This is a genomic window from Bosea sp. RAC05 (assembly GCF_001713455.1).
Taxonomy (GTDB): domain Bacteria; phylum Pseudomonadota; class Alphaproteobacteria; order Rhizobiales; family Beijerinckiaceae; genus Allobosea.
This window is the reverse complement of record NZ_CP016464.1, coordinates 786,868-808,510: the sequence shown is the minus strand read 5'-3', so window position 1 is coordinate 808,510 and position 21,643 is coordinate 786,868. Positions and strand designations below refer to the sequence as shown.

25 protein-coding genes are annotated in these 21,643 nt (G+C 68.2%); 9 read left to right on the top strand and 16 right to left on the bottom strand.

Going from position 1 to position 21,643, the window contains the following annotated elements:
• Positions 1–43: 43 nt before the first annotated feature.
• From BSY19_RS07310 to soxY, 7 genes are all read right to left on the bottom strand, one after another.
• Positions 44–568 (bottom strand): DsrE family protein, encoded by a 525-nt coding sequence (locus tag BSY19_RS07310; RefSeq protein WP_069053575.1) that lies wholly within the window; start codon positions 566–568, stop codon positions 44–46.
• Positions 569–603: 35 nt separating this feature from the next.
• Complete coding sequence (locus BSY19_RS07305) at positions 604–933, bottom strand: c-type cytochrome (protein WP_083247458.1); 330 nt, start codon at positions 931–933, stop codon at positions 604–606.
• On the bottom strand, positions 933–1,688 hold the full coding sequence (locus tag BSY19_RS07300; protein ID WP_069053573.1) for a c-type cytochrome: 756 nt from the start codon (positions 1,686–1,688) through the stop codon (positions 933–935). Before BSY19_RS07300 ends, BSY19_RS07305 begins: the two co-directional genes overlap by 1 nt.
• Positions 1,672–2,949, bottom strand: coding sequence for a sulfite dehydrogenase (soxC, locus tag BSY19_RS07295; protein WP_069053572.1), 1,278 nt, complete (start codon positions 2,947–2,949; stop codon positions 1,672–1,674). Before soxC ends, BSY19_RS07300 begins: the two co-directional genes overlap by 17 nt.
• Positions 2,950–2,995: 46 nt before the next feature.
• Positions 2,996–4,693 (bottom strand): thiosulfohydrolase SoxB, encoded by a 1,698-nt coding sequence (gene soxB / locus BSY19_RS07290; RefSeq protein WP_069053571.1) that lies wholly within the window; start codon positions 4,691–4,693, stop codon positions 2,996–2,998.
• Between the two features lie 105 nt (positions 4,694–4,798).
• Complete coding sequence (gene soxZ / locus BSY19_RS07285; protein ID WP_069053570.1) at positions 4,799–5,128, bottom strand: thiosulfate oxidation carrier complex protein SoxZ; 330 nt, start codon at positions 5,126–5,128, stop codon at positions 4,799–4,801.
• Between the two features lie 51 nt (positions 5,129–5,179).
• A complete protein-coding gene (gene soxY / locus BSY19_RS07280; protein WP_069053569.1) occupies positions 5,180–5,644 on the bottom strand; it encodes a thiosulfate oxidation carrier protein SoxY in 465 nt (154 codons plus the stop codon).
• A 175-nt stretch (positions 5,645–5,819) separates the two neighbouring features.
• Between soxY and soxA the strand changes: the two genes are divergently transcribed.
• On the top strand, positions 5,820–6,653 hold the full coding sequence (gene soxA / locus BSY19_RS07275) for a sulfur oxidation c-type cytochrome SoxA (protein WP_083247457.1): 834 nt from the start codon (positions 5,820–5,822) through the stop codon (positions 6,651–6,653).
• Positions 6,654–6,666: 13 nt separating this feature from the next.
• A complete protein-coding gene (soxX, locus tag BSY19_RS07270; RefSeq protein ID WP_069053568.1) occupies positions 6,667–7,281 on the top strand; it encodes a sulfur oxidation c-type cytochrome SoxX in 615 nt (204 codons plus the stop codon).
• Between the two features lie 5 nt (positions 7,282–7,286).
• Here soxX and BSY19_RS07265 read toward each other — a convergent pair whose 3' ends face one another.
• On the bottom strand, positions 7,287–7,856 hold the full coding sequence (locus BSY19_RS07265; protein WP_069053567.1) for a SoxW family protein: 570 nt from the start codon (positions 7,854–7,856) through the stop codon (positions 7,287–7,289).
• A 76-nt stretch (positions 7,857–7,932) separates the two neighbouring features.
• Here BSY19_RS07265 and BSY19_RS07260 point away from each other — a divergent pair, with 76 nt between their 5' ends.
• From BSY19_RS07260 to BSY19_RS07250, 3 genes are read left to right on the top strand one after another with little or no spacing between them, the layout of a single operon-like run.
• Entirely contained in the window at positions 7,933–8,340 is a 408-nt protein-coding gene (locus BSY19_RS07260; RefSeq protein WP_069053566.1) for a thioredoxin domain-containing protein, read from the top strand.
• Between the two features lie 2 nt (positions 8,341–8,342).
• Positions 8,343–8,720, top strand: coding sequence for an ArsR/SmtB family transcription factor (locus BSY19_RS07255; protein WP_069053565.1), 378 nt, complete (start codon positions 8,343–8,345; stop codon positions 8,718–8,720).
• Between the two features lie 35 nt (positions 8,721–8,755).
• Positions 8,756–9,826 carry a YeeE/YedE family protein gene (locus BSY19_RS07250; protein WP_069053564.1) on the top strand — a complete coding sequence of 357 codons (1,071 nt, stop codon included), beginning with the start codon at positions 8,756–8,758 and terminating at the stop codon, positions 9,824–9,826.
• Between the two features lie 12 nt (positions 9,827–9,838).
• Here BSY19_RS07250 and purU read toward each other — a convergent pair whose 3' ends face one another.
• The 6 genes from purU to BSY19_RS07220 form a co-directional block, all read right to left on the bottom strand.
• Entirely contained in the window at positions 9,839–10,702 is an 864-nt protein-coding gene (gene purU, locus BSY19_RS07245) for a formyltetrahydrofolate deformylase (protein ID WP_069053563.1), read from the bottom strand.
• 278 nt (positions 10,703–10,980) lie between these two features.
• The gene (locus tag BSY19_RS07240; RefSeq protein WP_069053562.1) at positions 10,981–11,796 is read right to left on the bottom strand and encodes an ABC transporter permease; all 816 of its coding nucleotides are present in this window, start codon (positions 11,794–11,796) and stop codon (positions 10,981–10,983) included.
• Positions 11,793–12,698, bottom strand: a complete 906-nt coding sequence (locus BSY19_RS07235; protein WP_069053561.1) for an ABC transporter permease — start codon at positions 12,696–12,698, stop codon at positions 11,793–11,795. Before BSY19_RS07235 ends, BSY19_RS07240 begins: the two co-directional genes overlap by 4 nt.
• Positions 12,695–13,786: an ABC transporter ATP-binding protein gene (locus tag BSY19_RS07230; protein ID WP_210184409.1), complete on the bottom strand. Its 1,092-nt coding sequence runs from the start codon at positions 13,784–13,786 to the stop codon at positions 12,695–12,697. Before BSY19_RS07230 ends, BSY19_RS07235 begins: the two co-directional genes overlap by 4 nt.
• On the bottom strand, positions 13,783–14,826 hold the full coding sequence (locus BSY19_RS07225) for an ABC transporter substrate-binding protein (protein ID WP_069053560.1): 1,044 nt from the start codon (positions 14,824–14,826) through the stop codon (positions 13,783–13,785). Before BSY19_RS07225 ends, BSY19_RS07230 begins: the two co-directional genes overlap by 4 nt.
• 142 nt (positions 14,827–14,968) lie before the next feature.
• On the bottom strand, positions 14,969–15,784 hold the full coding sequence (locus tag BSY19_RS07220; protein WP_069053559.1) for a DeoR/GlpR family DNA-binding transcription regulator: 816 nt from the start codon (positions 15,782–15,784) through the stop codon (positions 14,969–14,971).
• A gap of 111 nt (positions 15,785–15,895) precedes the next feature.
• Here BSY19_RS07220 and BSY19_RS07215 point away from each other — a divergent pair, with 111 nt between their 5' ends.
• The 4 genes from BSY19_RS07215 (at position 15,896) to BSY19_RS07200 (ending at position 19,394) form a co-directional block, all read left to right on the top strand.
• Entirely contained in the window at positions 15,896–17,029 is a 1,134-nt protein-coding gene (locus BSY19_RS07215) for an SIS domain-containing protein (RefSeq protein ID WP_083247456.1), read from the top strand.
• A complete protein-coding gene (locus BSY19_RS07210; protein WP_069053558.1) occupies positions 17,026–18,081 on the top strand; it encodes a carbohydrate kinase family protein in 1,056 nt (351 codons plus the stop codon). Before BSY19_RS07215 ends, BSY19_RS07210 begins: the two co-directional genes overlap by 4 nt.
• Positions 18,082–18,125: 44 nt before the next feature.
• Entirely contained in the window at positions 18,126–18,911 is a 786-nt protein-coding gene (locus BSY19_RS07205; RefSeq protein WP_069053557.1) for a BtpA/SgcQ family protein, read from the top strand.
• A gap of 153 nt (positions 18,912–19,064) precedes the next feature.
• A complete protein-coding gene (locus BSY19_RS07200; protein WP_150129524.1) occupies positions 19,065–19,394 on the top strand; it encodes a hypothetical protein in 330 nt (109 codons plus the stop codon).
• Positions 19,395–19,522: 128 nt separating this feature from the next.
• Here the strand turns inward: BSY19_RS07200 and BSY19_RS07195 are convergent, their stop codons facing one another.
• On the bottom strand, positions 19,523–20,272 hold the full coding sequence (locus BSY19_RS07195) for an amino acid ABC transporter ATP-binding protein (protein ID WP_069053555.1): 750 nt from the start codon (positions 20,270–20,272) through the stop codon (positions 19,523–19,525).
• The gene (locus BSY19_RS07190; protein WP_069053554.1) at positions 20,269–21,642 is read right to left on the bottom strand and encodes an amino acid ABC transporter permease; all 1,374 of its coding nucleotides are present in this window, start codon (positions 21,640–21,642) and stop codon (positions 20,269–20,271) included. The genes BSY19_RS07195 and BSY19_RS07190 overlap by 4 nt, the downstream gene beginning before the upstream one ends.
• Position 21,643: the final 1 nt, after the last annotated feature.

Below are 21,643 nucleotides of genomic sequence, written 5' to 3'. Positions count from 1 at the left end.
TGGTTGTTCGTTCGCTGATGTCCCCGGCGGGCCCTTGGCGGGCCTATCCGATCTTCATGTAGGCGAAGCCCTTGGACTGGAGCGCGGCGACTGTCGCCACGCCCGACGGCACGAAGGAGATGAAGGGGGCGTTGCGCGCCTTGGCCTTGTCGAGCTTGAGGCGGCTGAAGGTGATCTCGCAGAGATGAACCTTGAGCCCGTTCTTCGCGACATCCTCGACCCGCTCGAAGATCTTGGGAACCATGACCTCGTCGCGCCAGGTCGTCTCCTCCAGCGTTTCGAGGAAGAACTTGACGCCCTGGCCATGCGCCACGATCGCCAGTTGCAGCGCGAAGGGGTCTGCGCCGTAGGCGGAATAGTGGTTGGCGATGTTGGTCAGCATCTGGACGAAGCGCGGCGGTTCCCCGAAGTCGCAATGGTAGACGCAGGCGACGTCGGCTTCCTTGCGGAGATCAGCGAGCTTCAGGTCGCGCGGCGCCGCCAGCGCGGGGGCCGCCAGGCCGGCCAGCCCCGCGACGGCCGCAGCCATCACCGTCCGGCGTGACGTCTCGTCGCTTGCGCTGGTCATCTCGACCTCCCTTCGCCTCTCTCCGGAGGCTGGCCTCACCGGGCCGGTTTCAGGCTCTCGTAATAGGCGGCCAAGGCGAGCAACTCCTCGCGGGTCAGGCGGCCCGCGATCGTCTGCATGATCTGGTTCTCGCGATGCTTGTCGCGGTAGGCATCCATCAGCGCGACGAACTGATCGGCCGGATGGCCGACAATGGCCGGGATGCCGCCGACCTGCCGGCCGCTGCTCTGGTGGCAGGCCGTGCATTCGGAGGAGAGATACTCCCCGAGCGCGACGTCGCCGGAGGCCAGAACGGGACCGCCGGACAGCGCGGCCGCGACGGCGACGAAGCTGATCCAGCCGGGCGACTGCCGGGAACTCCGCATCAGTCGACCTTCGGCGCCGATTTCGAATCGGGCGTGACGTCGAGCACCGCGGCGCGCCCCGTGATCTTCACCTCCGGTTTGCAGTTCGTCATGCAGGGCTCCTTGCCCCAGAACGCCTTCTCAGCCGTCTCGCGATCATCGTCGTAGAAGGCGCCGGCATTGGGAAGCTTCACCGACGTGAAGTTCTTGTCCGACAATTCGAAGTCCTCGTCCTTCACGATGTCGTTGAGGAACAGCAGATAGGCCGTCAGCGCGTAGGTGTCGTCGGGGCTCAGCGACTGGGCGTTGCCGAACGGCATGGCGCGGTGAATGTAGTCGTAGACGGTCGAGAGATCCGGCCAGAACGAGCCGATCGTCTTCTCGGGCCGGTCGGCGGTGAGCGTGCCCTGCCCACCCGCCAGCACCGGCCAGCGGCCATTGCCCTGGCCGAACTCGCCATGGCAGCTGGCGCACTGCGCCTGGAAGAGCTCGTCGCCCTGCCGGACCGTGCCCTTGCCCGGCGGCAGACCGACGCCGTCGGGGCGGACGTCGATGTCCCAGGCCTTGATCTCGGCCGGCAGCGCGAGGCGGCCCAACCCGAGCGGCGCGGGCTTCGCCGGGGCGGCAGGCGTGGCTGCCGGCGCCTGGGCGCTGGCGGCCGGGGCCGCCTTCTCCGCCGGAGGCGTTTTGGCGGTCTGGGCGATCAGCGGGCCGGCGCCGATGATGGCGAGAGCGGCCAGGCATGACAGCAGGACGGGCTTAAGCGATCTCGACATTCTCGGTCTCCCCGTTGGGCCGGACATGCCAGGTCTGGATGCCGTTGTTGTGGTAGATGGAGTTGACGCCGCGGACCTTGCGCAGCTCGTCCTTGGTCGGCTGGACATAGCCGGTCGAATCCATGGCGCGGGACTGGATCAGCAGTTCCTGCCCGGCCCAGTCGAAATCGACATAGAAGCGAGTCAGCGACTTCTCGAGCACGGGCCCGTCGATGCGGGCGGACTGCCAGTTCCTGCCGCCGTCTAGCGTGACGTCGACCCGCTTGATCGTGCCGCGGCCCGACCAGGCGAGCCCCGAGAGCACGTTGCGGCCCTTGTGCTTCAGAGGTGCCTGCGGCGAGGGATTCGTCACCACCGACTTGGCGTCCATGATGAAGGTGTAGCGGCGCGAGCGGCCGTCAGCCAGGAGATCGGTGTATTTCGAGGTTTCCTCGCGCGCCTGCCAGGGCTTGTCGCCGGCCTCGATGCGGCGCAGCCACTTCACCCAGATATTGCCCTCCCAACCGGGAACCACGGCCCGCAGCGGGTAGCCCTGCTCGGGGCGCAGCGCCTCGCCATTCATGGCAAAGGCGATCAGCACGTCGTCGAGCGCCTTCTCGACCGGGAGCGAGCGGTTCATGCCCGAGGCGTCGGCGCCCTCCAGCATCAGCCATTTGGCGCTGGGCTTGAGCCCGGCCTCGGCGAGCAGCAGCTTCAGCGGCACGCCCGTATACATGACGTTATGGATCATGCCGTGGGTGAACTGGCAGCCGTTGAGCTGCGCGCCGCGCCACTCCATGCCGGAATTGGCGGCGCATTCGAGAAAGTGCACGTGGTTCTGGCGCGGCATCCGCCGGATGTCTTCCATCGTGAAGACCAGCGGCTTGTCGACCAGGCCATGGATCATGAGCCGATGATTGGCGGGGTTGATCTCGGCGATGCCGCCATGATGGCGCTCGAAGCACAGGCCCGACGGGGTGATGATGCCGTCGAGCTCATGCAGCGGCGTAAAATTCACCGAGGAATCCGGCGAGGCCGTCAGCCAGGAGACGTCACGGCGGACGATGTGCTTCTCGAAGGGCGACGGCGTGCCATAGGGGCGCTTGTCTACGCCCTCGCCGAGATAGCGGTTCCAGTCCTGAACCTCGGTGATCAGCGGATCGGGTTTGGCCTCCTGCGCCCGCAGCGGCAGCGCGGAGGCGGCGAGCCCCGCGCCGGCGAGGCCGGCGGCGCCGAGAAAGCGCCTGCGGTCGAGCGGTTCGGTCTTCGGGTCTGAGCTCATCGGCGGATGTCCCGTGGTTGTGGTGCCCAGGATCGGCGGGGCGCGCTCAGGCGCCGCTGACCTTGACGGCGTCGTTGGGGCGGATGCTGACGGTCTTGCGCGCGGCGACATGGGTGCGGACCACGTCCCAGATCGGCGGGCCTTGCGTGCCTTCGTTGACGCTGGCCCAGCCGGCGACGACATATTTCCGCGCGGCATCGATCGGCTGGCCCGATTTCAGATGCGTCAGGCCGGAGATGCGGCTGCCCATCGGCTTGCCGACGTCGATCGCGTAGCCCATGCCGCCGATGCGGACCATGTCGCCACCGCCCTGGAAATAGGGGTCGGGGTGGAAGATGTTGTCGGCAACGTCCTCGAGGATCTCCTTGAGCTGCGCGCCGGTCATCTCGTTGCGGTAGCAGTTGGGGTAGGTCATCGCCGTGGCGTTGGTGATCGCCTCCCAGGTGATGGCGTCGCCCGGCAGCAGCGTGCCGCCCCAGCGGAAGCCCGGCGACAGCGCGATCTCGGCGTCGCGCTGCTCCAGCATGGCCTCGCAGATCAGATCGTCGAAGGTGCCGTTGAAGTTGCCGCGCCGGTAGAGCAGCGAATCCGTCCGGCCGATTTCCTTCGCGAGATCGGCGGCATAGGGCGCGCGCACCTTTGTGATCAGCGCGGCCATGTCGGCATCGGGGGCGATCGCGTCCGAGAAGACCGGCATCAGCTTGAAGCGGATGTCGGCGAGCTTGCCGTCCCTGGTGGCGATGTCGAGCCGCGAGACGAACTTCCCATGCGAGCCCGAGCCGACGAGCACGGTGTCGCCGACGCGGATCAGGCCCGGCATCGCGTCATGGGTGTGGGCGGTGAGGATGATGTCGAGGCCCTTGACCCGCGAGGCGAGCTTCTTGTCGACGTCGAAGCCGTTATGGGAGAGCAGCACGACCACGGCGGCGCCCTCGCCCCGCGCCTCGTCGACCTGCTTCTGAATCTCCTCCTCGCGGATGCCGAACTCCCAGTCCGGGAACATCCAGCGCGGATTGGCGATGGCCGTGCGCGGCAGCGCCTGGCCGATCACCGCGACCTTGACGCCACCCTTCTCGAAGACCTTGCGCGGCGGGAAGACCGGCTCGTTCCATTCCCGGTCGCGGATGTTCTGGGCGAGGAAGGCGAAGGGTGCGCTCTCGGCGATCTCCTTGACGCGCTCGGCACCGAGCGTGAACTCCCAGTGCCCGACCATGGCGTCGGTCTTCAGGGCCGACATGACGTCGACCATGTCCTGCCCCTTGGTCTGGAGCGAGGACCAGCTGCCCTGCCAGGTGTCGCCGCCGTCGAGCAGCAGCACCTTGTCGTCACCGCGCTCGGCCCTGACGGCCTTGACCAGTGTCGCGACGCGGTCGAGCCCGCCCATCCGGCCATAGGTCTTCGCCAGGGCGACGAAGTCGTCCGAGGTCAGGGCGAAGGCGTCGGCGGAGCCGGCGGCGATCTTGAAATGCGCACGGAACTCGGCGTCGACGAGATGCGGCGGCTGCCCCCTGGCAGGACCGACGCCGAGATTGATCGAGGGCTCGCGGAAATGCAGCGGCATCAGCTGCGCATGGATGTCGGTGACATGCAGGATCGTCAGCGTGCCCAGCGGATCGAAGCGCAGGATGTCGCTCTGCGCCAGCTTCTGCTGTGCCGCCGCCCGCCCGAGCGGGCCGAGTCCGGAGGCTGTCGCAATCGCTGCGGCGGCGGCCGTCGCCTGGAGGAATTCGCGTCTCGTGACCATGATTCACCCTCTGGGCGAACGCCGAGCGCCGCCCACCGGCGATGTCCTCCTGGACATCGCGCGTCGCGTCATCAGGAGTGTCGCCGGCCCGGCGGGCCGGCTCGTTCAGCCGACGGTCAGCTTGTTCTTCGAGCTGTACTCGGAGCCGTCGTCATCCTTCCAGACGAAGGTGAACTCGCCCGACTCGGTCGCCTTGAAGAAAAACGACTGGTAGGGGTTGGCCGAGATCGCCGGGTGCCAGTCGGCGGCGAAGACGGGCTTGCCGTTGAAGCTCGCGCTGAACTTGTTGATGATCTTGCGCGGGATGGTCTTGCCCTGAGCATCCTTGCGCTGGCCCGATTCCATCTCGTGGGAGATCAGGGTCTTGATCTCGATCAGCTCGCCGGCTGCAGCCTTGGCCGGCACGCGCACGCGCGGTGTGGGTTTGGTGGTCATGGCGTTGTCCTCACCTGAAGTCGTTTTTTTGTGGGGCGGGAGCAGCGACGGTCAGCCGCCGCAACCACCGATGGTGACCTTGACGTTGGCCTTGGCCATGTGGAGGGCGCCGTTCGACATCTCGGCGACGCAGACGATGTTCTGCGTCTGGGCGAGGCGCATGCGGGTTGCGGCCGAGGCCTTGCCGCAGGCGGGCGTGAAGCTGTAGCTGACGATGCCGGGCTGCGGATTGCCGTCGGCATAGATGTGGACGGCCTTGACGTAGTCGGCCTCCGTCATCGGGCTTTCGACCTCGACATTGACGGGAACGACGAGACCGTTCTCGGCGATCTCGGGCACGTCGAGCTTGATCTTGCCCTCGCCCAGCGGCTTGTCGCCATAGAGCTTCTTGATCTCCGCCATGACCGCCTTTTCATCGGCGAAGGCGAGGCGCGAGCCGAGAAGCGTCGCGAAAGCGGCGAGCGCGCCGGCCGTGAGGGTGCTGCGGCGGGTCAGGCCCGCGATCGGGGATGGCATCGGCTTCCTCCTTGGAAATGTTCGTGTTCCGCTCTTGACGACGGGGCCGCCACGCGATCATCATTTGCACGTATCGTGATATTGTTTTCTATGAATGTAAAGTCCCTCCGACAGAGAGGGGCGTGCAACGAAGGTCGCAAAACCGCGGCCGCCTGAGGAAACGAAAGGGCAAGGGATGAAGCTCCCCACCATCGGAGCGGCTGTGCTGGCGGCCGCCATGACATTGGCCGCCGGGCACCTGACCGCACAGGCCCCGCCACAGGACGACAGCGAGAAAGAGATCGAGCGCTACCGGCAGATGCTGTCGGACCCGTTCTCGAATCCCGGTTTCCTCGCGGTCGACCGCGGCGAGGTGCTCTGGGCCGAGCCGCGTGGCGCCAAGAAGGCGTCGCTGGAGGCCTGCGATCTCGGCGAGGGACCCGGCAAGCTCGATGGCGCCTTCGCCAAGCTGCCGCGCTATTTCGCCGATGCCGACCGCGTCATGGACACCGAACAGCGCCTGCTCTGGTGCATGGTCACGTTGCAGGGGCTCGACACCGCCGACGTCCTGAAGCGCCGCTTCTCGGGGCCTGGCGTCGCGTCGGACATGGAGGATCTCACCGCCTTCATCGCCAACAAGTCGAGCGGGATGAAAATCCAGCCGCAGCTCAGCCATCCCAAGGAGATCGAGATGGCGGCGGTCGGCGAGGAGCTGTTCTACCGCCGCGGCGGCGTGATGGATTTCTCCTGCGCCACCTGCCACGCCGAGGAAGGCAAGCGCATCCGTCTGCAGGGCCTGCCGAACCTGTCGGTCGCAGGCGCCACGGCGCAGGCGACGATGGCGTCCTGGCCGACCTACCGCGTCTCGCAGAGCGCGCTGCGCACGATGCAGCACCGGCTCTGGGACTGCTACCGCCAGCAGCGCTGGCCGGTGCCCGAATACGGCTCCGACAGCCTGACCGCGCTGACCGTCTTCCTGCAGAAGCAGGCCGCCGGCGGCGAGATCGCCGTGCCTTCGATCAAGCGCTGAGAGGACGGAACCGATGACCAGAACCGCTTTCGCCGCCGCGGCCTGCGCCGCGCTCCTGATCGCCGGCCCGGCGCTGGCGCAGCAGAAGCCGAGCCAGGCCACGATCGAGGCCTATGTCAAATCGACCTTCGGCAAGGCCTCGCCCGAATGGCAGGCCCGCATCACGCCCGACGAGTCGCTCGCTGTCTGCAACACCACACGCAACAACGTCTCCTCCGCGGATTCGGAGGCGATCATCAAGCGCGAACTGGCCAAGGTCACCTATCCGGCCGACGGCAAGCTGCTCGGCGACTGGAAGAAGGGCTATGCGGTGGCCAACAACGGCCGGGGCGGCCAGTTCTCCGATCCGCCGGGCACCGTCGCCGGCGGCAACTGCTTCGCCTGCCACCAGCTCGACCCCAAGGAGGTCAGCTACGGCACGCTCGGCCCCAGCCTCTCGGCCTATGGCAAGGACCGGAAATACGACGCCGAGGCGATGAAGGACGCCTACACCAAGATCTACAATTCGATGGCGGTGGTGCCGTGCTCGAACATGCCGCGCTTCGGCACCAACAAGGTGCTCGACGAGCAGCAGATCAAGGATGTGATGGCCTATCTGTTCGATCCCGAATCGCCGGTGAACAAATAGGCGCTTCAGCCGCCGGCTGGCTTCTTCCCGGGCCAGTCGGCGAAGGCGCCGCGTTCGTAGCCCTTCTCGCGCACGAAGCGGAACCAGGCGAGGAACTCGCGCGGATCGGGCAGGCCCGGCATCCGCGCGACCTCGCGGGCGGCGGGCGCCCTCGCGCCCAGCCCCTCGGCGGTTTCGGGAAAGAACTGGATCGAGGGTGTTCCCTCGATCGCATAGTGCGCGGCGAACGCCTTCTCGCCAGGCTTGCTGCCGTCGAAATCGGTGACCGGGCGCTGGCCGAGAATGTTGAGATGCAGGATCTCGAAATTCTCGCGGATATAGCGCTCCGTCGCCGGGTTGGCGAGATGGACCTCGTGCATCCGGCGGCAGGCCGGGCAGCCCTTGAGACCCCAGAGGATGGCGAAGCGCTTGCCGGCGGCCGTTGCCGCCGCGAGATCGTCGGCGAGGTCGAGGAAGCTCTCGAGATACCAGTCGAGCTTGTAAAGGCCATCCTCACCCAGCGTGGCCCGCGCAGAGGCGGCGCCCGGAAGGGCGACACAGAGGCCGGCGGCGAGGATCGTGCGGCGCGTCTGCATGGCCAAACTCCCGGGCGCGGCAGCAGCCGCCAGCCTGTGACTGGCATAAACATACGAATACGACTATGTTACCGCAATGGGTTTGATCCGTTCTCGCGCATGGGCGCTCCTGGCGTTCCTCGCCCTCCTCTGCGCCGGCCTGGTGCCGGTGGCCGGGGCGGCGGAGCTCGTCATGTTCACACGTGATGGCTGCCCCTGGTGCGCGCGCTTCGAGCGCGAGGTCGCACCCGCCTATCACCTGACGGAAGAAGGCCGGCTGGCGCCCTTGCGGCGCGTCGAGCTCAGGCCCGGCGGGTCCACCCTCGCCGGGCTCGCGGCGCCCGTCATCGCCGCGCCGACCTTCGTGCTGTTCGAGGATGGCCGCGAAACGGGCCGCATCACCGGCTATCAGGGCGACGATGCCTTCTGGGGATTGCTTGGCAAGATGCTTGCTGACGTGCCACAGCCCATTCACCGGAGCGGCACCGCCGCGAGACTGGATTGACCATGAGCGCGATCGTATCAAAGGCTCTCGAAGACGAACTGCGCGACGGCGCGGAGTTCTCCGCCGAACTCGACGTCCTGATGCGCAAGGCCCGCAAGGCGAGCGACTTCCTCAAGGCGCTGTCGCATGAGAACCGCCTGCTGCTGCTGTGCCTGCTCGCCGAGCGAGAGCGGACCGTGACCGAACTCGAGAACATTCTCTCGCTGCGCCAGCCCATGGTGTCGCAGCAGCTGGCGCGACTGCGGCTCGACCAGCTCGTGACGACGCGGCGTGACGGCAAGGCGGTCTACTACAGCCTTGCCAACGACGATGTCCGCCGAATGATCGCGGTGATCTACGACATCTTCTGCGGCCCGCCGAAGCCGCCGGCCGCAGAGTGATGTCGCCGCGCCGCCCACCGCTCCTGCCCTGATCGATGGGGCCGCTGCCCGCCTGGTCGGTCGCACTCGTCGGCATCGCCATCGGCGTGGCCTGCGGCTTCACCGCGCGGCGGGCGCGGCTGTGCTCGTTCGGTGCGATCGAGGACGTCTGGATCGGCGGCGATACGCGTCGGCTGCGGATCTTCGGGCTGGCGCTGGGCGTCGCCCTGCTCGGCACGCAGGCCATGGTCTGGAGCGGGGCGCTCGATCCGGCGCTGACGAACTATGTTCCCACCGCCCTTCCCTGGCTTGCGATCCTGCTCGGATCGACGCTGTTTGGCCTCGGAATGGCGCTGGTGGGCACCTGCGGCTTCGGCTCGCTGATCCGGCTCGGCACCGGCGACCTGCGCAGCCTCATCGTGATGATGGTCTTCGGTGCCACGGCCTATGCGACCCTGCGCGGCATCCTGGCGCCACTGCGCATCGACCGGCTGGAGGCGATCGCCCTGCCCGTGCCCGGCGCCGCCCGGGGAGACCTGCCCTCGCTGCTGGCCTGGCTGGACTTCGGCGATTGGCGACTGGCGATCGTCGTCACCGCAGCCAGCCTGCTCATCCTCGCCGTCGCCCTCGACAGGCGACTGCGCCGCTCGCCGCGCCTGCTGCTGGCGGGCCTGACGCTGGGCCTCGGTGTCGTCGCCGGATGGTGGGCGACGGGGGTGGCCGTCGATGCGTTCTCGCTTCACACCCGCCCCCAGAGCCTGACCTTCGTCTCGCCCGTCGGACGCGCACTCTATGCCGTCCTGACGACGCCCGACGGCCTGCTGGATTTCGGCATCGGCTCGGTCCTTGGCGTCGTGCTCGGCGCGTTCCTGTCGGCGCTGGTCGACCGCGAACTGCGCTGGGAGGCCTTCGACGACCACCATGAAATGCGCCGCCATCTGGTCGGCGCGGTGATGATGGGCGGGGGCGGCATCCTCGCCGGCGGCTGCACGATCGGACAGGGCATCACGGCCGGCTCGATGATGGCGCTGTCCTGGCCGCTGGCGATCTTCGGCATGATGGTCGGTGCGCGGCTGGGCATCGCCTTCCTGATGGAAGGCTCGATCCGCCAGATCTTCCGCCGCTGACCGGGCTTCGCCTCAGTCCGTGAAGATGACGGTCTTGCGGCCGTTGAGCAGGACGCGATCCTCCAGATGATAGCGCACGGCGCGGGCGAGCACGCGCCGCTCGATGTCGCGCCCCTTGCGGACGAGATCGTCGGGCATGTCGCGATGCGAGATGCGCTCGACGTCCTGCTCGATGATCGGGCCCTCGTCGAGATCGGAGGTGACGTAATGGGCGGTGGCGCCGATCAGCTTAACGCCGCGCTCATGCGCCTGGTGATAGGGCTTGGCCCCCTTGAAGCCCGGCAGGAAGGAGTGGTGGATGTTGATGCAGCGGCCGGCCAGTTGGGCGGAGAAGGCATCCGACAGGATCTGCATGTAGCGGGCGAGCACGACCAGGTCGCTGCGCGTCTCCTCGACCAGCCGCCAGATCGCCGCTTCCTGCTCCGCCTTGTTGGCCCGGTCGACCGGCAGGTGATGGAAGGGCAGATCGCCGAGATCGGTCGAGGCGATGTGCTCGCGCGCATGGTTCGAGACCACCGCGGTGATGTCCATCGGCAGTTCGCCGATGCGCCAGCGATAGATCAGGTCGGCCAGGCAATGGTCGAATTTCGAGACCAGCAGCAGCACGCGCTTGCGCTCGGCCGCATCGCGCAGCGAGACGGCCATGGCGAAGCGCGAGGCGAGGTCGTCGATGCGGGTCCCGATCACATCGGGCGAGGCGGCGCCCGGCAGTCGGTCGAAGACGACGCGCATGAAGAAGCGGCCGGTTTCGAGATCGTCGAATTGCTGGGCGTCGCGGATGTTGCAGCCGGCTTCGGCGAGAAGCGTCGAGACGGCGGCGACGATGCCGGGCCGATCGGGGCAGGACAGGGCGAGAATCATCGTGGATGCGGACATGAGGCTGGCCCGCACTGGGCGGGTCCCTGGTCGAACAGATTGCGGGAGAACGGAGGGTGGGGAGCGCGCAACGCGCAGCCTTCAACCTCGGCCGCGTTCAGGCCGTTGCCAACGGGCAAGGCCCGTCCCGTTCCCGCACTTGCTCACCTGCAAGGTCATCGCTCTGCAGCACCCATCACCCGCCCACAACGCCCATGGGCGGGCTCGTCGTCAAGCGCGTTTGGTCGCGGCCGGGCGCCGCAGCGGGCGCCTCGGCGCGATCAAAGCGTTAAGACCGATTACTCGTTGACGCGGTCGAGGCCGATCGTCAGCGAGATCGCGAGCAAGGCGAGCATCGCCAGCATGATCTGCACGCTGGAGACGGCGGCGACCAGCGGCGAGTTGCTGTTCTGGACGATGGCGAGCAGCTCGATCGGCAGCGGCCGGTCGCGATAGCCATGGGTGAAGATCGTCACCGAAAGATTGTCGACGCCCTCGATGAAGGTGAACACGGCACCCGCCAGGATCGCGGGCAGCAGCAGCGGCAGGGTGATGGTTCGGAAGGTCTGCCAGCGGCTGGCACCGAGATTGGCCGACGCCTGTTCCAGCAGCGGATCGAGCCGCTGGAGGCGGGCCATCACGGTGCGCACCATCACGGCCATGACATAGACCGAGAGCGAGACCGACTGCAGCCAGATCGAGGGGCCGATGCCGAGCAGCGCGCCCGAGAACAGCACGGCGACGCCGAGCACGATGCCCGGCACCATATGTGGCACCAGCACGAAGACCGAGAGCGCGGTGGCGCCGCGGAAATCGCCCCGCGCGCAGGCCAGCGCGGTCGGCACGCCGAGCAGAATGCAGAGCGCAGTGACGTAGAGCCCGACCTTGATGCTGGTCCACATCGCATTCACCAGCACGGGCTGGTTGAAGACCTTGACGTACCAGTCGAGCGTGAAGCCCACGGGCGGGAAGCTGATATAGCCGCGCGTGTCGAAGGACATCATCACGACGATGACCGCCGGCAGCAGCAGCAGGGCCAGCGCCAGCACCGCGAGCGCGATGATGAAGCCGATGCCCAGCCGGTCGAGGAGTTCGGCGCGGTCGATCCGCTTCATCGCTGCGCCACCCGTGTCCAGCGCGTCCCGATATGCGTCAGCCAGGCGAAGACCAGCAGGACGGCGAGGCAGGTCGCCATCAGGATCATCGCGGTCACCGCGCCCTTGCTCCATTCGAGCGAGTAGACGACCTGTTCGTAGACCATCGTCGCGGCGTTGAGATAGTTGCCTCCACCTAGGAGCTGCGGCACCACGAAGGTGGTGTAGCTCAGGGTAAACACGAGCGCGGCGCCGGTGCCGAGGCCTGGCACGCTCAGCGGCAGGATGATCGTCCGCAGCGTCGCAAGCCGGCTCGCGCCGAGATTGGCGGACGCCTCCTCGAGCCTGGAATCATGCCGGCTCATCACCGCGATCAGCGGCAGGATCATGATCGGCAGATGGATCTGGACCATGCCGATCAGTACCGCCCAATGCGTGTTGATGATGCGCAGGGGCTGCGAGATCAGCCCGAACTCCATCAGCGTCGCATTCACCACGCCGCGGCCGCCGAGGATGACGATCCAGGCATAGGTCCGGACGATGCCGCTGGTCAGGATCGGCGCGATCGTCAGCACGAGGATGATGCGGCGCACCCAGGGGCCGCCGATCAGGAAGAGATAGGCAACGGGGAAGCCGAGCAGGCTGCAGAAGAAGGTCGTGGTCAGCGCCAGCGTCAGGGAGCGCCGGAAGGTGGTGTGGTAGAGCGGGTCGGCGAGAGCGGTCGTGAGATGACGCAGCGACAATTCCTGCGAGACGATGACACCGCGCGACACCACGATGTCCGAAAAGCCGAGCGAGAGCAGGACGCCGAAGGGAATAACGGCGACCACGACGAGGACGACGATGGCCGGCACGGCCGGCCAGATTCCGCGCCCCGAAAGGAGCTCGTCGACCAGCCGCAGCAGGAGGGGCCGGCGGGTCATGCGCGCGGAAAGGCGATGCAGGCGGCGGGATCGCGCAGGCGCAGGGCCACGCGGTCGCCGACGTCGATGCGGGCCAGGGTCTCGTCGCGCAGCGCCACGACCCGGAGCGAGGCCCCGTCTGAGAGCTCGACCTCGTACTCCATCAGCGCGCCGACATGGCGGCGGAAGCGGACGCTCCCGCGCCAGCCCGCCTGGTCCGCGCCGGCCGGCTCGATCAGGACGTTGTGGGGGCGCAGCATGACGCGGACCTCGCCGTCGAGCGCGGTGGGAACGCTCTGTCCGTCCGGCAGCACGACCCGGCCCTGGCTCGCCAGGCCGTTCCAGAAATTCGAGGCGCCGACGAAATCGGCGACATAGGCGCTGGCGGGGCGGTCGAACACCGCCTCCGGCGTGTCCAGCTGCTCGATCCGGCCGGCGCGCATCACGGCGATGCGGTCCGACATGGTCAGCGCCTCTTCCTGGTCGTGCGTGACGAAGATCGCGGTGATGCCGAGGCGCTTGATCAGCTGGCGCATCTCCATCTGCATGGTGCCGCGCAGCTTGGCATCGAGCGCATTGAAGGGCTCGTCGAGCAGGAGCACGCGCGGCTCCAGCACCAGCACGCGGGCAATCGCGACGCGCTGCTGCTGCCCGCCCGAGAGCTGGGCCGGGTAGCGCTCCTCGAAGCCGGTCAGCGAGACCGTCTGCAGCGCCTGGGCAACGCGACGGCCAATCTCGGCCGCGGGGACGCCACGCATGCGCAGGCCATAGCCGACATTCTTAGCCACGGTGAGATGGGGAAAGAGCGCATAGCTCTGGAAGACAACGCCGACGGACCGGCGGTTGACCGGGACGGGGATCGTATCCCGGCCGTCGATCAGGATCTCGCCCTCGTCGGGCGTCAGGAAGCCGGCGATGCAGCGCAGCAGCGTGGTCTTGCCGCAGCCCGACGAGCCCAGCAACGTCAGGATCTCGCCTTCCTGCGCGACGAGCGAGCAGCGGTCGAGCACGGTGAGGCCCGCGAAGCGCTTGACCGCATCGCGGATCGCCACGACCGGGGCGGCTTCCGCCGTCCCGGTCGCCGGGATGGGCGCAGCCGCGGTGGTCACCCGGCGAACATCCGGTCGAAGGCCTCGACGATCTTGCCGCGGTTGGGCGCGACCTTCGGCCAGTCGACCGACACCATCGACGCGATCTCCTCCGGCGTGGAAGGCAGGAAGGCGGCCGCTCCCGCCGGGGCGACGATGCCCTTCACCGTGGTGCCGAAGTAATAGGGCGGCTGGGCGGCGAAGGTCTGGCTCTCGTTGGTGAGCAGGATGTCGGCGAATTCGTGGATCAGGTCGTTATGGGCGGTGCGGGCGAACTTGACGATCATCGTCGGCAGGATCAGCGGGCCCGGGCCGGTGACCTTGGCGTAGCCGAGCGGCAGGCCGCTGGCGATGGCGATGCCGGTGTTGTCGTGCCAGAGCGGGCAGAGACCGATCTCGCCGCGCTCCAGCATCTGCTGCAGCAGGTTGGGATTGCGCCCGACCAGCGGCTTCAGCTCCTTCCACTTGGCGAGGCCGAAATCGGTGTCGGAATCCGGCCGGCCAAAGGCGGCGGCCGCGATGGCGACGCAGGCGAGGCCGAGATTGGACTGCGGCCGCGAGAGCCCGATCTTGCCGGCATATTCCGGCTTCCAGAGGTCCGCCCAGGTCTTGGGCGGGTTCGGCACCATCTGCTTGTTGTAGGCGATGCCGATGCCGGCATAACTGATCGGAACGCCCATGCCATAGGCGTAGGGCGGGAAGCGCGGGTCGATGTTCTTGGCGTTGGGCACCTTGGCGAGATCGAGCGGCTCGAGCACGCCCTCGTCGACGGCGTTGATGATCGCGGGCGAGCCCATCACGGCGAAATCATAGGGCGAGGCGCCGCGGGAGGCCTTGATCTGCGCGATCGCCTCGGCCGAGAGGCCGCCGATGATGCGCAGCGAGACGCCAGGATACTTCTTGGCGAGGATCTCGCCGGCGCGCTTCAGCGGATCGTCCTGGGCGCTGCCATAGCCGATCATGACCAACTCCCGGGCCTGGGCCCGGAGCACGGAGGGCGAGGCAATCGCGACGCTGCCGGCGGCAGCCCCGAGGAAATGGCGTCGAGACAAAGTCGTCATGGAGGATCTCCCCGGCCTGGCTGCATCGGATCGGTGCCCGCGCGAAAAGCGCAGGCGGCGCTGGTGTCGCTTTCAATTTGCGGACAAACGAAAACAATCGCAAGCATAAAACTTAGCCAGACCCCGCCGATTTTTCGAGCGCTCACGCGATGGTGACCTGAACCCCCGCCGCCTCGAGCGCCTGGATGTCGGCGGCAGCGGCGCCATTGTCGGTGATCAGCAGATCCGCCTGGCCCAACGGGGCGATCCGCGCGCTGCCGACATGGCCGATCTTGCCGTGATCGGCGACGAAGACGACACGGCGGGCCGAGGCCATCATCGCCTTCTTGACCTCCGCCTCCTCCCAGTTGCCGTTGGTGAAGCCGCGGGCGGCATCGACGCCGGCGCAGCAGAGAAAGGCGAGATCGGCGTTGATCTCGCGCAGCAGCGTCGTGCCGAAGGGCGAGATCAGGCTGCTCGCGCGGGCATTGCGCCCGCCGCGCTTGAGGCGCCCGCCGGTGACGATGACGGTCACGCCGGGATGGGCGTGCAGCGCCAGGGCGATGTCGAGCCCGTTGGTCACGACGACGACGTCGGTGAGCGCCTCCGGCAGGGCATGGGCGATGGCGAGCGTGGTTGTGCCGGCGTCGAGAATGACGGTTTCGCCGTCACGGACGAGAGCGGCGGCATGATCGGCGATGCGCTGCTTCTCCTCGGAGAAGGACTGGCTCGGCAGATCGACGGGGCGCTCGAAGCGGGCCGGACGCAGCGCCATGGCGCCGCCGCGGATGCGGCGGATGAGCTGCCGCTTCTCCAGCGCATCGAGATCGGCGCGGATCGTCACGGCGGAGACGCCGAGCTCCTCGGCCAGCGCCGCAACCTCGACCACGCCCTTGCTCGCGAGCTGTTCGATGATGCGCTCGTGGCGCGGCAATGTGCGGCCGCGGGCGAGGTCGGGCAGGGCTTGCGTCTGGGGCATGGCGGGCTTCGATGTCACTTGCGTTACCAGATAAAATGAAGGATATCGAAAGTCCAGATTGCGGTGCCGACGAGCGGACCGCGACCAGACGATCGACAGGACGGGACCAGCATGGCCGACCACATGCAGCAGTTCAAAGCCCTCAAGCGCGAATCCTCGTCGGATGCGCCCGGAGATCCGGAGCGCTTCCGGCGCGTGGAGCTGACGCATACCGAGATGATGGCCCAGGGCGACGCGATGAGCCGCACGCTCGCGACCACCGCGGAGGCGGTCCAGCGCATCGCCAGCGAGATCGCCGCGCAGCCGCTGCGGCGCGTCGTCATCACCGGCTGCGGCGATTCCTGGATCGCCGGCATCGGCGTCAGGCTGGCCTATGAGCGGCTGCTCGGCGTGCCCTGCGAGCCCTATGAGGCCTTCGACCTCGAGCAGTACGGGCTCGACCTCGTCGACGACGGCACGCTGATGATCGGGCTGAGCTCGAGCGGTAACACGGCGCCGGTGAGCGCGAGCCTGAAGGCCACGATCGCGCAGGGCGGCTATGCCGTCGCGCTGACCAACACCGCGACCTCGGCGATGATGCGGGAGTTTCCGTCCGCCCTGCTGATCCAGGCCACGCGCGGCGGCTGGCCGACGCAATCCAGCACCGCCGCCATGGCCCTGCTGATTGCGCTCGCACTGGCGATCGCCAAGGCGAAGGGCCTCGGCGAGGCCAAGGCCCCCGGCCTGGCGGCCGATCTCGCGGCGCTGCCGGCCGTGATGGATGCCGTCGCAACCGGCTTCTACGACAAGGCGAAGGCGCTGGGCGTGGAGCTCGCGCGCAGCGATATGATGCTGCTGGCCGGCGCGGGCCCGCATCTGGCGCCCGCCGCCTTCGGTGCAGCCAAGCTGAAGGAGCTGGCGCCGATCCACGCCATCGCCTTCCCGCTGGAGGAATACCACCATTACCGCACGCAGAAGGCCGGCGACCCTCTCTTCCTGATCGCGCCCGACCAGGCGAGCCGGCAGCGCGCGCTGGAGACCGCCATCGTCGGCAAGGGCGTCGAGGGGCACACCATCGCCCTGGTGCCGGAGGGCGAGACCGATTTCGGCCCCTATTGCGCCCATGTCTGGCATCTGCCGCCGGTGCGGATCGAGCTGGCGCCGCTGGTCTACAGCGTGCCGCTGCATCTGTTCGGCTACCACGTGACCAAGGCGCGCGACGCGCTCGGCCTCGGCGCCCCGCGGCTCGGCGGCCTCGCTGCGTGACGCCGGAGCTCGTCACCGCGGGCGGGCTGACGGTCGATCATGTGATCTCGGCCGACGGGACGGTCGCGCTGGCGCGGGTCGGCGGCAACGGCGCCTATTCCAGCGTCGGCGCCCTGTGCTGGCGCGAGCATGTCGGCCTCGTCAGCGTCGCCGTGGCGAGCTATCCGCGCGAGACGCTGGCGCGACTTCGCGACAACGGCGTCGCGCTCGATGGCGTCGTCATGGTCGATGTCGCGCTCGAGAGCGGCAACTGGTTCATCTACGACGACGAGGGCCACCGCAGCGAGCGGCTGACCAGCCGCCCCGAGGAGCTGGCGCAGGCCGGTTTCCCGACCGACCGGCTGACGCTGCAGCAGGTCGATGACTGGCAGGCGCATCTGCGGCGGCGCGGCGACGGCGGCGAGCTCTCCTATTCGCAGTTCCGCGACACGCATCCGATGGTCGCCGCGCAGGTGCCGGAGCACTATCTGCGCGCCCGCGGGGCCCATTGCGCGCCGAGCCGCCCGGTGGTGCTGGCCGACCTGCTGCCCCTGTTCAACGGGCGCGGCATGGTGGTGACACTCGATGCCGGCTGGCAGCTGGCGGAACTCTCCCTCGACGATCTCTCGCCCTTCCTCGCGCAGGTCGATGCCTTCCTGCCGAGCGAGATCGAGCTCGCCGCGCTCGTCCCCGGCGCGCCGATCGAGCAGGCGCTGGCGCTCGCCGCAGCGCGCTGCCGCGGCACGGCGGCGGTGAAGCTCGGGCCGCGCGGCTGCCTCGTTTGGGACAAGGTGGCCGACGCGCCGGTCGCCGTGCCGGTGATCCCGACCCGTGCCATCGACCCAACGGGCGCGGGCGATTCCTTCTGCGGCGGCTTCCTCGCCGGGCTCGTCGAGACGGGCGATCCCGTCCTTGCGGCCGCCTACGGCGCCGTCTCGGCCTCGCTCATCGTCAGCCGCCATGGCGCCGACGGGGCGCTGCCGATCGACCGCGCCGCCTGCCGCGAAATGTTGGCGCGCCTGACCTCCTCCCTCGCCCGCGCGCCCATGCCGGCCCGACCCTTGTCCGCCTGATCCTTGTCCGCCTGACCCGTCCCTCGCCGCCCAGGAAGCCAGCCTTGACCACGCTCCGCGTCTTCGCCGCCCGCCCCCTCGTCATCGCCGCGCTGCACCTGCCGGATTTCGGCCGGATGCGCGACAAGAGCATGGCCTGGCTGGAAGATTACGTGGCGACCAATGCCCGGGTCTTCGCGCAGGCCGGCGTTCCCTACATCAAGCTGCAGGACCAGACTCGCGAGGCCGGACCGATGGCGGCGAGTTCGCTTGCCATCACCGCCGCGCTCGCCCGCTTCCTGCGGGCCGAGGTGCCCGGTATCGGGCTCGGCATCATCGTCGAGGCGCATGATCCGGTCGCCTCGCTCTCGATCGCCCATGCGGCGGGGGCCGATTTCGTGCGGCTCAAGGTCTTCGTCGGGGCCGCGATGACGGCGCAGGGGCCGCGCACCGGCATGGGCGCGCAGGCGCTCGCCTTCCGCAACGCGCTGGGCCGCGACGACATCGCGATCCTCGCCGACGTGCATGACCGCACCGCCGTGCCGATGTCGTCCGAGACTCCGGAATTCGCCGCCGAATGGGCGCAGAAGACCGGCGCCGACGGGCTGATCCTGACCGGAGCGGACTGGGCGGATTCGCTGTCCCGCATCCGCCGCGCCCGCGAGACGGGCATCAAGCGGCCGATCCTGCTCGGCGGCAGCGTGACGACCGGCAATGTCGGCGAGGCGCTGACCGCCGCCGACGGCGTGATCGTCTCGACGGCCCTGATGCGCAAGGACGCCGCGGCTTCCGACGTGCTGCGCTGGGATCTCGATCTCTGCCGGCGCTTCATGGACGCCGCGCGCGGCTGAAACGGCTCGCCGGCCCGCCGGCCGGATCGGGCGTGCCCACACCGGCCGGCGTTGCCGATGACGGCGATCACCCGCAATGTCGTGGAGCGGGAACGATTCGTCGGGCTCGCGGTTGATCTTCAGCCGCGCAGGCGCGGCGCGAAAGGAATTTTCATGACACGGTCCTCGTTCCTCGCCGGCATCATCGGCGCCCTTGCTCTGGCCGGGATCGGAACGCTCACGCCCGCTTCCGCCACGGAGGCGCTGCCCACCGAGACGGCCCTGCGCCTCGACCTCCAGGAGGCCGACTACAGCATGACCGCCGCCAAGCGGCGCCGGCTCTACATGATGCAGGAAGCGGCGCGGCCGCAGCGTCATGGCGGCGGTGGCTATGGGCGCGGCCCCGTCTACGGCCGAGGCTATGGCCCCAGGCCCGGCTACGGCCCCCGGCCCGGTTATGGGCCGCGTCCGGGCTATGGCTATCGCCGTTACGACCGCTACTGAGGAGCGCTTCGGCCCGGCCTCGCACGGCCCGCCCTGAAGCCTTGACCAGCCATCCTGCCGCCGATGCGCCCTGCGCATCGGCGGCATTGTTCTATCCGTGGCAGCGTTGCCGCGACCTCGTTCAGGCGTCAGAGCACCTGGCTGAGGAACAGCCGCGTCCTGTCGTAGCGCGGCGCGCCGAAGAAGGTCTCGGGCGGCGCCTCCTCGACGATCTCGCCCTGGTCCATGAAGATCACCCGGTCGGCGACCTTGCGGGCGAAGCCCATCTCATGGGTCACCACGACCATGGTCATGCCGCTCTCGGCCAGTTCCACCATCGTGTCGAGCACCTCGTTGATCATCTCGGGATCCAGCGAGGAGGTCGGCTCGTCGAACAGCATGATGCGCGGGCGCGCGCAGAGCGCCCGGGCGATGGCGACGCGCTGCTGCTGGCCGCCGGAGAGCTGCAGCGGATATTTGTCCGCCTGTTCGGGGATGCGCACGCGGGCGAGGAAGGACATGGCGAGGTCCTCGGCCTCCTGCTTTGGCATGTGTCGCACCCAGGTCAGCGCGAAGGTGCAGTTCTCCAGCACGGTCAGGTGCGGGAACAGGTTGAAGGACTGGAAGACCATACCGATCTCGCGCCGGATGGCGTCGTTCTCGCGCACATCCCGGCCGTAGCTGCGGCCATGGATGCGGATCGTCCCCTCCTGATGGCTCTCGAGCTGGTTGATGCAGCGGATCATCGTCGATTTGCCCGAGCCCGACGGCCCGCACACGACGATGCGCTCGCCCTCCTGCACGCGCAGGTCGATATCCTTGAGGACATGGAAGGCGCCGAACCATTTGTTCAGCCCGATCAGTTCGATCGGCGGCGCTCCGGCAACGGCCTCGCTCATCGGCGCTCTCCCGCCGAGAGGCGCTGTTCGAGGTTGAGGCTGTATTGCGACATGCCGAAACACGCGATGAAATAGATCATCGTCACGAAGAAGAAGGGCTCCAGAAACAGCCCGAGCCAGCGCGTGTCCTCGCCGACCGCGCGCGCCATGCTGAGCAGATCGAACAGGCCGATGATCGAGACCAGCGTGGTATCCTTGAACAGGCCGATGAAGTTGCCGACGATGGTCGGGATCATGATCTTCAGCGCCTGCGGCATGATTACCAAGCCGGTCGCCTGCCAGAAGCCCAGCCCCATCGCCGAGGCCGCCTCGTATTGGCCGCGGGGAATCGCCTGCAGGCCGCCGCGGACGACCTCGGCCATATAGGCCGCCGCGAACAGGCAGACGGCGACGATGGCGCGCAGCAGCTGGTTGACCTCGACGCCGACGGGCAGGAACAGCGGCAGCATCGTGTTGAACATGAACAGGATGGTGATCAGCGGTACCGACCGGAACAGCTCGATGAAGGCCGTGGCCAGCAGGCTGATCAGCGGCATCCGCGAGCGCCGCGCCAGCGCCAGGACGATTCCCGCCGGCAGCGAGAAGGCGATGCCGATCCCCGAGATCACCGTCGTCAGGAAGAGCCCACCCCAGAGGCGGGTCTGGACGAGCGACAACGCCATGGCGTGCACCGCGACGAGGGCGACCGCGTAGACGAGAAGCAGCGCGGCGAAGCCGATGCGGCGGCTCGCCTCCTCGCTGCGGCCGGTCGCGCCGAGGGCGCCGACCACGAAACGGGTGAAGCTCAGCCCGGTCGTCATCTCGGTCGCCGTCGTCAGCAGCGCCCAGAGGAAGGCGGCGAGCCCGAGCGCGATCAGGGCGCTCCAGATCGCCCCCTTCTCGCCGCCGAGGAAGAGATAGGACGCCAGCAAGGGAAACAGGAGCACCAGCGACAGGCCGATCTGGACCTTCGAGCGGACGCGCGGCAGCCAGAGCGGCACCGCCCACACCAGGAGGACCAGCGCGGCGAGATTGATCCGCCAGACCTGGTCCTTGGGATAGAGGCCGTAGATCAGATTGGGAATCCAGGCGACGACGCCTGGCCAGCAGGCACCGGAGCGACCGACCTGGTCCAGGCATTCGCGCCGGTTGGAGGCCTCCCAGACGGCATTGCCGACCGCCCAGGTGAGGATCGCATCGAGGAAGGCATAGACGATCCAGAGCCCCAGCAGCGTGACCACGGCGCTGGGAATGCTCGAAAACATGTTCTGGCGGATCCAGCCCTGGATGCCGAGCGTGCTGGCGGGTGCGGCCCGGGCCGGCTTGGGCTTGAAGATCTCGGCGGGCGGCAGGCCGGACGAGGCGGCCATAGAGCTCGAGGTGTTGGCCATC

What these genes read in the sequence shown, in the direction of transcription:
- BSY19_RS07250 (WP_069053564.1), top strand. Translation starts at nt 8,756, where the DNA reads ATGGGGCCGCTGCCCGCCTGGTCGGTCGCACTCGTCGGCATCGCCATC.
- BSY19_RS07305 (WP_083247458.1), bottom strand. Translation starts at nt 933, where the DNA reads ATGCGGAGTTCCCGGCAGTCGCCCGGCTGGATCAGCTTCGTCGCCGTC.
- BSY19_RS07190 (WP_069053554.1), bottom strand. Translation starts at nt 21,642, where the DNA reads ATGGCCAACACCTCGAGCTCTATGGCCGCCTCGTCCGGCCTGCCGCCC.
- soxZ (WP_069053570.1), bottom strand. Translation starts at nt 5,128, where the DNA reads ATGACCACCAAACCCACACCGCGCGTGCGCGTGCCGGCCAAGGCTGCA.
- soxA (WP_083247457.1), top strand. Translation starts at nt 5,820, where the DNA reads ATGAAGCTCCCCACCATCGGAGCGGCTGTGCTGGCGGCCGCCATGACA.
- BSY19_RS07215 (WP_083247456.1), top strand. Translation starts at nt 15,896, where the DNA reads ATGGCCGACCACATGCAGCAGTTCAAAGCCCTCAAGCGCGAATCCTCG.
- BSY19_RS07195 (WP_069053555.1), bottom strand. Translation starts at nt 20,272, where the DNA reads ATGAGCGAGGCCGTTGCCGGAGCGCCGCCGATCGAACTGATCGGGCTG.
- BSY19_RS07200 (WP_150129524.1), top strand. Translation starts at nt 19,065, where the DNA reads ATGACACGGTCCTCGTTCCTCGCCGGCATCATCGGCGCCCTTGCTCTG.
- BSY19_RS07260 (WP_069053566.1), top strand. Translation starts at nt 7,933, where the DNA reads ATGGGTTTGATCCGTTCTCGCGCATGGGCGCTCCTGGCGTTCCTCGCC.
- BSY19_RS07300 (WP_069053573.1), bottom strand. Translation starts at nt 1,688, where the DNA reads ATGTCGAGATCGCTTAAGCCCGTCCTGCTGTCATGCCTGGCCGCTCTC.
- soxY (WP_069053569.1), bottom strand. Translation starts at nt 5,644, where the DNA reads ATGCCATCCCCGATCGCGGGCCTGACCCGCCGCAGCACCCTCACGGCC.
- BSY19_RS07235 (WP_069053561.1), bottom strand. Translation starts at nt 12,698, where the DNA reads ATGACCCGCCGGCCCCTCCTGCTGCGGCTGGTCGACGAGCTCCTTTCG.
- BSY19_RS07225 (WP_069053560.1), bottom strand. Translation starts at nt 14,826, where the DNA reads ATGACGACTTTGTCTCGACGCCATTTCCTCGGGGCTGCCGCCGGCAGC.
- soxC (WP_069053572.1), bottom strand. Translation starts at nt 2,949, where the DNA reads ATGAGCTCAGACCCGAAGACCGAACCGCTCGACCGCAGGCGCTTTCTC.
- BSY19_RS07265 (WP_069053567.1), bottom strand. Translation starts at nt 7,856, where the DNA reads ATGCAGACGCGCCGCACGATCCTCGCCGCCGGCCTCTGTGTCGCCCTT.
- purU (WP_069053563.1), bottom strand. Translation starts at nt 10,702, where the DNA reads ATGTCCGCATCCACGATGATTCTCGCCCTGTCCTGCCCCGATCGGCCC.
- soxX (WP_069053568.1), top strand. Translation starts at nt 6,667, where the DNA reads ATGACCAGAACCGCTTTCGCCGCCGCGGCCTGCGCCGCGCTCCTGATC.
- BSY19_RS07240 (WP_069053562.1), bottom strand. Translation starts at nt 11,796, where the DNA reads ATGAAGCGGATCGACCGCGCCGAACTCCTCGACCGGCTGGGCATCGGC.
- BSY19_RS07310 (WP_069053575.1), bottom strand. Translation starts at nt 568, where the DNA reads ATGACCAGCGCAAGCGACGAGACGTCACGCCGGACGGTGATGGCTGCG.
- soxB (WP_069053571.1), bottom strand. Translation starts at nt 4,693, where the DNA reads ATGGTCACGAGACGCGAATTCCTCCAGGCGACGGCCGCCGCCGCAGCG.
- BSY19_RS07255 (WP_069053565.1), top strand. Translation starts at nt 8,343, where the DNA reads ATGAGCGCGATCGTATCAAAGGCTCTCGAAGACGAACTGCGCGACGGC.
- BSY19_RS07220 (WP_069053559.1), bottom strand. Translation starts at nt 15,784, where the DNA reads ATGCCCCAGACGCAAGCCCTGCCCGACCTCGCCCGCGGCCGCACATTG.